Annotated in this window: 8 protein-coding genes and 1 pseudogene; 5 read left to right on the plus strand and 4 right to left on the minus strand. The window is 51.2% G+C overall.

Going from position 1 to position 9,472, the window contains the following annotated elements; translation table 11 throughout:
- Together BP727_RS05635 and BP727_RS05640 are read left to right on the plus strand one after the other, a co-directional pair.
- A pseudogene (locus tag BP727_RS05635) lies at positions 1–378 on the plus strand (cobalt-precorrin-5B (C(1))-methyltransferase); the annotation flags it as partial.
- A complete protein-coding gene (locus BP727_RS05640; protein ID WP_286857803.1) occupies positions 375–947 on the plus strand; it encodes a cobalt-precorrin-7 (C(5))-methyltransferase in 573 nt (190 codons plus the stop codon). The pseudogene BP727_RS05635 and the gene BP727_RS05640, both read left to right, overlap by 4 nt.
- 10 nt (positions 948–957) lie before the next feature.
- Here BP727_RS05640 and BP727_RS05645 read toward each other — a convergent pair whose 3' ends face one another.
- Positions 958–1,908 carry an Ada metal-binding domain-containing protein gene (locus BP727_RS05645; protein WP_052297538.1) on the minus strand — a complete coding sequence of 317 codons (951 nt, stop codon included), beginning with the start codon at positions 1,906–1,908 and terminating at the stop codon, positions 958–960.
- A gap of 315 nt (positions 1,909–2,223) precedes the next feature.
- Complete coding sequence (locus BP727_RS05650; protein WP_286857805.1) at positions 2,224–2,694, minus strand: Sjogren's syndrome/scleroderma autoantigen 1 family protein; 471 nt, start codon at positions 2,692–2,694, stop codon at positions 2,224–2,226.
- A gap of 96 nt (positions 2,695–2,790) precedes the next feature.
- Between BP727_RS05650 and BP727_RS05655 the strand changes: the two genes are divergently transcribed.
- Positions 2,791–3,066 (plus strand): UPF0147 family protein, encoded by a 276-nt coding sequence (locus tag BP727_RS05655; protein WP_193373741.1) that lies wholly within the window; start codon positions 2,791–2,793, stop codon positions 3,064–3,066.
- Positions 3,067–3,839: 773 nt separating this feature from the next.
- Positions 3,840–5,069, plus strand: a complete 1,230-nt coding sequence (locus BP727_RS05660; protein ID WP_013719339.1) for an ORC1-type DNA replication protein — start codon at positions 3,840–3,842, stop codon at positions 5,067–5,069.
- A gap of 139 nt (positions 5,070–5,208) precedes the next feature.
- Here BP727_RS05660 and BP727_RS05665 read toward each other — a convergent pair whose 3' ends face one another.
- Entirely contained in the window at positions 5,209–5,451 is a 243-nt protein-coding gene (locus tag BP727_RS05665; RefSeq protein WP_013719338.1) for a pro-sigmaK processing inhibitor BofA family protein, read from the minus strand.
- Between the two features lie 42 nt (positions 5,452–5,493).
- Entirely contained in the window at positions 5,494–8,679 is a 3,186-nt protein-coding gene (locus BP727_RS05670) for a sodium:solute symporter family transporter (protein ID WP_013719337.1), read from the minus strand.
- A gap of 350 nt (positions 8,680–9,029) precedes the next feature.
- Between BP727_RS05670 and BP727_RS05675 the strand changes: the two genes are divergently transcribed.
- Positions 9,030–9,472 (plus strand): OB-fold nucleic acid binding domain-containing protein (locus tag BP727_RS05675; protein ID WP_286857810.1); only part of this gene is annotated, 443 nt, incomplete at its 3' end.

Here is a 9,472-nt window from a genome sequence, read left to right on the forward strand (position 1 = left end):
GAGCACCTGATAAATGAGAGGGCTGAGGAGCTGAAAGGGGCGAAGAAGGTGGTGGTCAGCACGGGCAGAACCGGACTCAAGCTCAGTCGAATTCTCTTTCCCGATCACGAAGCGGTGCTTATGGGAAACCAGCTGGGCCGGCTGGAGTTTGAGCCTGATCAGGAGAGCATCTTATGTGGCCTTCCCGCTCTGATACTAAAATGGGCTTGGCCCGAGATACTGGAGAATACGGGGTACAATACCGTGGCGGAGATGGTGGAAAAAGAGCCGGAGCATGAGAACATTGCCCTGGGATTGAGGAGGGCCAAAGAGAAGCTGCCTCGCACCCGTATCGTTCTCCTCCATAGGGATGGGCGGATCTTATTGGAGGCTCCATGATCATCGTAGGAGTGGGCATCGGCCCGGGCATGATGACCCAGGAAGCCGGGGAGGCCATCGGCCGGGCGAGGTTGATCTATGGATCGAAGAGGTCGATAGACCTGGCCAGGGAATATATCAACCCGGACTGCATTGTCAGGGAGATAGAGGACTACAAGAGGCTCTCATCTCTGCCAGAGGAGGCCGTGGTTCTGAGCACCGGTGACCCCATGCTCTCCGGCCTGGGCTATCTGCCGGGCAGGGTGATCCCAGGGATATCCAGCCTGCAGGTGGCCTGCGCTCGCCTGAAGATCAGCGAGCTTGATGTGGTCCCCATCACAGTCCACGGGCGGAGGATGGACCCAGAGGCAATAGCATCGGAGCTGAGCCGGAACAAATCCGTCTTTCTTCTCACCGATGACAGCACCGATCTGGAAGGGGTCTGCCGGCTGCTGGAGGAGAGGGGGCTCGCGCGAAGCGTGCTCGCCCTAACAGATCTTGGCTACCCCCAGGAAAGGATCGAGAGAGGGAGCACTGCCTCTCCCCCTCAGGCCCCCGGTCTCTCCTGCGTTCTCATCGGACCGCTGTGAACGGATGAATTCAGGGATGGCAGCTCTTGCAGGGAAGATATCCCTGGCTTTTTGCCTCCTCGGCGCTCTGGAAATAGACCTTGTTCTCCTGCTTGATCTTCAAGGCATAGCGGCAGTCAGGGAGATGGTACTTCTTAGAGGTGCTGCTGCCTACGAAATTCCCTTCTGACTCCTTCTTTCCATCTGATTCATCCATGACCACAACGCTGCTGACTGATGCTTCGCCACCATCGGCATCGGCGCCGGCGCTACCATCAAAAAGCTCAGGATCCCCTGCACCATCTCCATCTTCGCCTGAACCAACTGATGCATCAAATTCATCTGCGACGCGATCATCGGCCTCATTCTCATCCTCTGACCTGGAGTCTTCTCCTTCTGCCGATATCTCTGCCTTTGATTCCTTCGAATCCTCTTGCTCGGCCTCTTCTGGAGCCTGAAGCTTGGTGGTTAGCCCTTCTCCTGACGATATCAGAGCACGAGCTTTCGTACTCTCGACACGCTCGATTTTTCTCTCTTTCTCGCCCTCTCTCCCTGCATCCTCCTCTGGCTCTTCTTCATCCTCATTTGACTCATATCTATAGAGAGATCTGCCGGCATAAAGGGCACGAGCATCAGAGATCGATATCAATTCCCCAGAGGAGATCCTTTTAGAGATCAGATCCTCCTGATCCTCAGCCAGGCTGCACCTTCTGTTCTCGCTGGCCAGAATGCCGCCAGGGCCTGATGCCTCCAGGGTGCAGGTGTAGTTGCCGGGAAGTAGTTCGAGGTTCTTGGCGATCTCGAAGCTGTAATCCCTGTTCGTCTCCAGCCTCATCAGCAGGTACTTGGTGCTTGAGATTGAGGCCTTCCCCTGGCGGAGGGTGGCATTGAGCAATAGATAAGGTAGAGTGCCATTCCCGGTGAGAACGACATTTCCCCGCAGGCTGAAGAGATCGATATCCAGATTGGGGTCTATCTCCATTTTCAGCTGACCCGACCACGCCTCTGACTGCTGAGCTGCACCGCCAGCGGATGAGGCATGCTGTGGTTGGGATCCCAATTCGATGCAGCCAGTGATGGACGATAATACCAGTATAAGGGGAAATAATATCGGAGCTATACCACACTCTCTAAACTTTTTCAAACACAATTGACCAACCCCTTGATTTCCAGTGGAAAGCAGAAGCCCTGAAATGCGCGCCTTATGAAACTGGCCCGAGCAAGGCAATCTTGAGCAGAGGGCCATTTGATCCTCACAGGAAGCTGCATTGCCTTCGAAAAAAGAGCTTGATTCTATTCACATCGATCGGAGCACACGCAGCAGTCCTTCTGCACAGTCCAGCATCTTTTTCAGCCTATCCAGATCCTGCTCAGATCTTATGCCTGCAGAGAGCTCGTCCAGCCGCGCGATCAATGATGCGCGCAGCCCAGCCTTCGCCTCCATAAGCCCGCCATCCATCCTCTCCTCATCAAAGGGGCCCGTACTCCTCGTTCCGCCAGGCAAACTCTTCCCTGCCGCCTGCAAGAGAGGCATACCGGGCTCGTGATCCGGCCGATCCTCTTCTGATCCCGAAGGCTCCGAAGCCTCTCTTCCAGCTCCGGAAAGCTGCTCACCATGGACCTGCTCATCCTGAAATGAACAGACCGGGCAGACTATCTCTCCCTGACAGCGAAATAGGGGCGCTCCGCAGTCATGGTGCGTAGCCAGCATTGTGCATCCCCTCTCAAGAAGCCTGGTTATCTTGCTGAGTACTTCATCTTCTTCCATCGTCCCATCACCAGCATTACCACATACGTTTAAATACAACGATATATCATCCTTGAATCAAAGGCAGATAAACATCATAACCTTTTTCCCATAGATATGGGTGGTGGTTCTATGACAGCTGAAAATGTCCTTAAGCAATGTGTTGAGGTATTAGAACGTATTATGAGCGATGATGCAGTCCCGAGGAATATCAGGCGCTCTGCAGAGAGCGTCAAGACCATCCTCATGGACGAGAGCGTAAACGAGGCGATAAAGGCCGCATCTGCCATTTCCATACTCGATGAGATAAGCAATGACCCTAATATTCCACTTCATACCAGAACCCTGATCTGGAATGTTGCTAGCCAGCTTGAGACCATACCAGTCAGCTAAATCCCTCTTTTGGACCAGATAGCCAAGCAGCTTTCCACGGCCTATGAGAGGGACCGTATGGTTTCCACTGGAACTCAAGCCTATGTGACCTCTGTCCCTCCGCTAATCGTTCTTGGTTGGATATGCAGGATGAGTTTGACTCTTCGATCCTGCATTCACTGAGGTCATCTTGGGCTCCATCCATTTTTTTGTCGGCATTCTCTATGCTTCAGTTCCTGCTATTCAAATATCTTCCATCCGATGGCAATAGCTGTAAATCCTTCGTGGTGATGCTCTTGAGATATCAAGGTTCAATTTCATCGGTTTAGCGCTTGCATTCAACTGGACGTGATCTGAAATTGCGATGAAGACGCTAGCTACGGATTCTGGTTTCATTAGCGTTTATTGATCCTGTTACTAACAGTCGACAAAAACTATTGAACTATCATCCGTATCGCGAAGAATATAATCGATATTCTTAGTAACTACTTACTTAAATTGCAGCTTTTTTATGTGGTTACGTATCATTTAGCTATAGATTTAAGATGTTTATCTGCATAGATTAAAACATAGTCTCTTTCTCTGTAGAGAGGAAGATATATATATGAATAAAAGAGAACCTAGAAATAGCTAGTTTTATTTTATTATCTATCAGGGTATTCGCTGGAGTTTTATCTCTTTTCCAGAGGAAATCATGGGGTAGGAGGCCAATATTTCCAGAGGAAATGAAGGGGAGTTAACCATAACTCTTAATATCCACCAGGACGATTTTAAAATGTTCAAGGGGAATTATCTTGGTACCTATATCCAGAGGGTTATTTGCTGATTTATTGGCGCAAGGGGAGATATTTCAATCCAGAGACATCCTGCGTCCTACATATACACCATCCAAACTGCCTCACAGAGAAGAGCAGATCAATAACCTTGCATCGATTCTGGTCCCAGCTCTGAGAGGTGAGACGCCCTCTAATGTCCTCATATACGGAAAGACTGGCACCGGAAAGACAGCGGTGGCCAAATATGTGGGAAAAGAACTGGAAGAGGCCAGCTTTGAAGATATGAAGTGCGTTGTGATCTACATCAACTGCGAGGTAGTCGATACCCAGTACAGGATTCTGGCCCACCTGGCAAGGCACTTCGACAGAGATATTCCGATGACCGGTTGGCCCACAGACCAGGTTTATGCAGAGTTTAGGAATGCCCTAGATGAGGAGAAGCAAGTTGTAGTGATAATGCTGGACGAGGTGGATAAATTGGTGCGAAAGGGAGACGATGTTCTCTATAACCTCTCCCGGGTAAACTCCGACCTCCTCCGATCGCGGGTGAGTATCATCGGCATATCCAATGACCTCAAGTTCACAGAGTTTCTTGATCCCAGGGTGAAGAGCTCTCTTGGTGAGGACGAGATCATCTTTCCGCCCTACGATGCTGAGCAGATCAGAGAGATCCTGGAACAGAGGGCCAATGTCGCATTCTGTTCCGGATCCTTGCAGGAGAGCGTAATACCTCTTTGCGCGGCATTCGCAGCTCAAGAGCATGGAGACGCCCGCCGAGCCCTTGACCTCTTGCGCATCTCTGGAGAGCTGGCGGAAAGGGCCCGATCTACTGTGGTCACGGAGGTTCATGTCCGCCAGGCCAGAGATAAGATAGAGCAGGATCGGGTAGAAGAAGTCATCAAGACCCTGCCCACCCAATCTAAGCTAGTGCTCTATAGCATCATTCTCTTAGAGGAGCAAGGAACGAGAAACATCACTACTAGTGCGGTCTACAATATGTACAAACAGCTCTGTCCTCTGGTAGAGACCGATTTTCTCACCCATCGCCGGATCACAGATCTCATTGCGGAGCTGGATATGCTTGGCATCTTGCATACCATTGTGATCAGTAAGGGCAGATATGGCCGGACCAAAGAGATAACATTGAGTGTGTACTCCGGCAAGCTCAAGTCAATACTGCAACAGGATTACCGGCTGAAGGATCTGACCAATGTCACTGTCCCCCAGCAAGCTCGTTTGGGGCTCTGATATATTTCCCAATATACATTTTTATTTATCTGATTGAATCTCCCTCTATGGCTTTCCTATCTCCGTTCATCCGGTTCCTGATGCCTCTCATCTCGATTGGGCCAATATGCTTTGTTCACCTCTCAGGGCACTCTCTATTCTAGATGCCTAATCCTATGAAATGAAGGGCTAACAAGAGGATTGCTCCAACTGCCCCGCCGATTCCGCAAATCAGTATGACCAGCCAGCTATAGCCGATATCCGCGCTGATGAACTGATTGGCCAGGAAAAGAATAAAGAGGCCGGCGATTGCGTTTATGACGAAATTTTTAAGGGACCTCAGCAAAAGAAAGGCTCCGAATATGAGAACGACCGCCAGCAAGACTATTCCAACTTCGATCATAGCTGTATATTAGGGTAGTCTAGCTATTAAAAATTCTCCTAATCAGCCTCTGAACGGCTCCATCTCGCTTGCCAGACGGTGGAGCTCTTTTGTATCCAAGGATAACGGATCAATGTGGATCAGCATTATTGCGTTCTTCATGGCAATCTCATCTCTCTGGAATTGAACGAACCGGAGCACAGTCTCATAGTTGCTCTGGGTGATCAGGTAGCCCATGCCTTCCAGGAGGATGATTGGATAGTTGGCCTGGTCGAGGAATTCGGAGATCATGCCGCTCAACCTGGGAAAGTTCGTGGGGTCCACCGTTCTGTATCCTGGTTCGCTCTTTTGAGTCAGCCATATCACAGTCTCCGGAGGTATGCTGAATCTCTCTTGCAGAGTCTCGGGATTGTGTCGGCTGAGGCATAACCCTTCCATTCCATGAGCTACCAGCTCGCTGAATACCTCCAGGCTCTTTTTGGGCTTCTCCTCCTCTACGATATACGTGGTCCCTGGGATAAGCGATACCTCAAATGGGCTCCTTCCATAGCTCTTCATGATCTCAGCCAATGTATCCTTGATATCGAAGGTGGGATCAAATGTTCTGATGATTCTGTCCAGCCTCCTTAAAGCGAGGAAAAAGCTATGCCTGGTCAGAACCAGTCCTGGTCTGATATTCAAACTGGGAATGGCGGTCAGAGCATCCTGCATATCTGGCTCGCAGGCCGGCCCGGCTTCGTCAGAGGGCCGATCTCTCTTTGGAGCCACCTCAAAGAATCCGCCTGCTGCAATAAGTTCATTGGCTTTCATGACCACCTCTCTTCTCACCCCTTCATTCAGTGCGGAGAGCATCGTATCTGAGAAGAGCCGAAAGAGGTACTCTGAGAGGGGACCCAGGGTGAACAATAGCTCCTTTGCCTCATTGACGCTGGAATTCAGTTCCATATGGACGAAATCCTCTCCCTCAGCCAGGATCAGATGAGTCCTTTTTCCCAGCAGCTCCATCTGATAGACGAAGTCCAGCATCTCCCTCTCTGGAACCTTGAACATGTTCTCATTCACCAGCTTTTCTATGCTGTCGATGAGCACAATGCTGTTTCTGCTGGAGTCGACGAACGATTTTATGGTTATGAATAGGAGGGGCAGATTTCGGGGTGAGATGTATCGATCGCTTCTCTTCTCGTCGCTCAGCTTGATGATGGGCGTCTCCTTGAATCCCCAGCGGAGCCTGACCTCCTCCGGGGAGGAGTGGGTGATACACAGCCCTTCTACACCGTGGGTGATCTGGTCGGTGAAGACCTCATAAGCGATATCAGGCACTATGTATATCCTTCCCCTCGTCAGATCATAGGTGGGAAGGGTCTCCTTCTTCTCTTCCACCACTGGCTTAACGGGAACCTGTTCCTCTACAATCATTCTGGTGGCAGAAGGTCCTACTGACCCGGTGAGGGTCTTTTCGAACTGGTTCCAAAGCTCCTGAAGTTGCCTGGGGCTAACCGTCTCTCTGGTCGCTCCCAGTTGCCTCAGATATAGATCGACCTGACGATTTGCTCTTTCCTCTCCTATATACTTTGCAAGGGTCGTCTCGATCTCGCTTATTGTCCCATAAAGCATAGCTCGGGGCTCAACTGGCAGCTCCTCGCCCTGTGCCATCGCTTTTTCTGCACCGTATATGAATGATTTAGCGATGCTTTCCTCCTCGAGACTGGGCTTAGTGAGAAGGGATACGAGGATGTAAAGGCTGGTGTTGACCAGCAGCGTCCAGAATACGGAGTTGGTCCACTGGTCAAGGCCGAGGCCGAATAGGTCTGTGGGTCTGAGGAAAGACAGGCCGAAGGCTCCATCTCTAACCAGGCTTGAGAGCATGCCATCGTCCCCGGCCATGGTGGGTATCAAGGCGGTGTAGGACCAGAGCAGAAATCCTGAAACGAGACCTGCCATAGCTCCTTTTCGGTTTCCTCCTCTCCAATAAAGGCCTCCGAGAGCAGCTGGCGCCAGCTGACTGGCAGCGAGAAATGAGACGATTCCGATATCTGCCAGTATCTGATAGGCAGCAACATGGGAGAAGAGGTATCCTAATAGGACAACCAGGAGTATATTCAGCCTTCTGGTGTTGAGGAGTGCATCGGCCAGGTTCTTCTGCTTTTTAATATGGCGCAGAATATAGGGGAGCTCCAGGTCGTTGAGCAGCATCGTGCCGACGGCCACGGACTCGACTAGGATCATGGCAGTGGCTGCCGATGTCCCTCCTATGAAGACCAAAAGAGATAGAAGGTCTTGATTGTGGCTATAAGGTATGGTTATTATGAAGGAGTCCTTGAGGCCGGGGGTATTGAGGAGCAACCCGCCCCAGGCGATGGCCGGAACGAAAAGGTTGATCAGCAGGAGGTAGAGGGGGAAGAGCCACATCGCCTTTTTCAGATGGCCCACTTCTGAGTTCTCCACAACCATGACATGAAACTGTCTGGGCAAGAATAATATGGCAAAAAAGGACACGAGGGTCAGGGAGAACCAAAGAGGATACTCCACGTCCATGAGGTTGGAATAATTCGGATTACTACGAGCCTGTTCAGCCATCTGGCTGAAGATATCCCCATAGCCTCCAAAGATTCCATAGGCAACGAATAGCCCTATCATCAGAAAAGCCACCAGCTTCACCAGGGATTCGAAGGCCACCACAGCAATCAGCCCCTCATGCCGCTCCATGGGGTCTAGCTGGCGGGCGCCGAAGATCATGGCGAATATGCCCAGGAGGAGGGCCACCACCAGGGTGCTCTCCCAGGAGAAGCTCAGGAGGGTATGGGATTCGGCCAGAGTCTCTAATGAGGTGGAGATGGCTATCAGCTGCAAAGCCACATAAGGGGTTACCATGACCAGGCTGAGCAGAGCAACCACTGCGCCGATGGCATAGCTCCTGCCGTAGCGAAAGCTCAAGAAATCGCTGATGGAGGTGAGGCGGTACTCCTTGGATACGCGAACCATCTTTCTGATGAGCACCCAGCCCAATGTCATAGCCAGGACGGGCCCTAAATATATAGGCAAAAATTCCAGGCCGGTAGATGCTGCTCTTCCTATGGAGCCGTAAAAGGTCCATGCTGAGACATATACGGATAGGGAGAGGGCATAGACATAGGGATTGCTGACGATGCTCTTGCCCTCTAGCTTTCTATTATCTGAGAACCTAGCTATTGCGAAAAGAAGGAGCAGATAGAGCACCATAACCACAAGAGCGGTATTCTGGCCTATCAACCAGAATTCCCCCGGTCAAAGAGGTACATCAGGAGAATGAGTATCATCCAGACTGCAGATATATAGACGAGTATCGCAGGCATGCCCAGCAGAATTATGCCATCGGCCAAGGAAAGCATAGGCCAGTTGAGCAGCACCCATCCTAAGAAGAAGAGCAAAATCCAGAAATCCTTCTGGCTCAGGAGGTCGTGGAGTGAGGCCATGGCTATAAACCCGGATAGGTTATAATCCCCTTAGCAGATATATCTACTGCATGTAGATCAGACTGCTTTTATATCAGGAATTCATTCTCGCAGCCGTGAGATGAATTGATCCTCAGAACTCATTATTCAGGCCAAATATCTGCGGATATGGACGGAAAAGAGGTCATGCTGGCGGGCTTCGCCCATGAGATCAGGGACCTGGGGGGCATAGCTTTCCTGGTGCTCAGGGACAGAGAGGGAATGGCTCAGATAACTCTGGTCAAGAAGCTCCTGGGAAAGGATGTTTTCAAGATGGCGCGCTCCATCAGCCGGGAGAGCGTGGTTATGGTCCGGGGGAATGTTAAGGCGGAGGCCAAGGCTCCGCGAGGATATGAGATCCTTCCCACGGAGATTCAGGTTTTAAGCGCCGCCCAGGTGCCTCTTCCTTTGGATCCCACGGAGAAGGTGGAGTGCGAGCTTGACACCCGCCTTGACTCCCGGTTCATGGACATCCGCCGGCCCTGCGTCCTGGCTGCATTCGAGATCGAGAGTGCAGTTCTTTTCAGCCTCAGGGACTATTTCCATCGAAAGGGGATAGTTGAGGTCTTCAC

Source organism: Methanosaeta sp. UBA356 (assembly GCF_002496465.1).
Taxonomy (GTDB): domain Archaea; phylum Halobacteriota; class Methanosarcinia; order Methanotrichales; family Methanotrichaceae; genus Methanothrix; species Methanothrix soehngenii.

Coding starts and splice junctions, on each gene's coding strand:
- BP727_RS05645 (WP_052297538.1), bottom strand. CDS start 1,908: ATGGAGATAGACCCCAATCTGGATATCGATCTCTTCAGCCTGCGGGGA.
- BP727_RS05665 (WP_013719338.1), bottom strand. CDS start 5,451: ATGATCGAAGTTGGAATAGTCTTGCTGGCGGTCGTTCTCATATTCGGA.
- BP727_RS05640 (WP_286857803.1), top strand. CDS start 375: ATGATCATCGTAGGAGTGGGCATCGGCCCGGGCATGATGACCCAGGAA.
- BP727_RS05655 (WP_193373741.1), top strand. CDS start 2,791: ATGGGTGGTGGTTCTATGACAGCTGAAAATGTCCTTAAGCAATGTGTT.
- BP727_RS05650 (WP_286857805.1), bottom strand. CDS start 2,694: ATGGAAGAAGATGAAGTACTCAGCAAGATAACCAGGCTTCTTGAGAGG.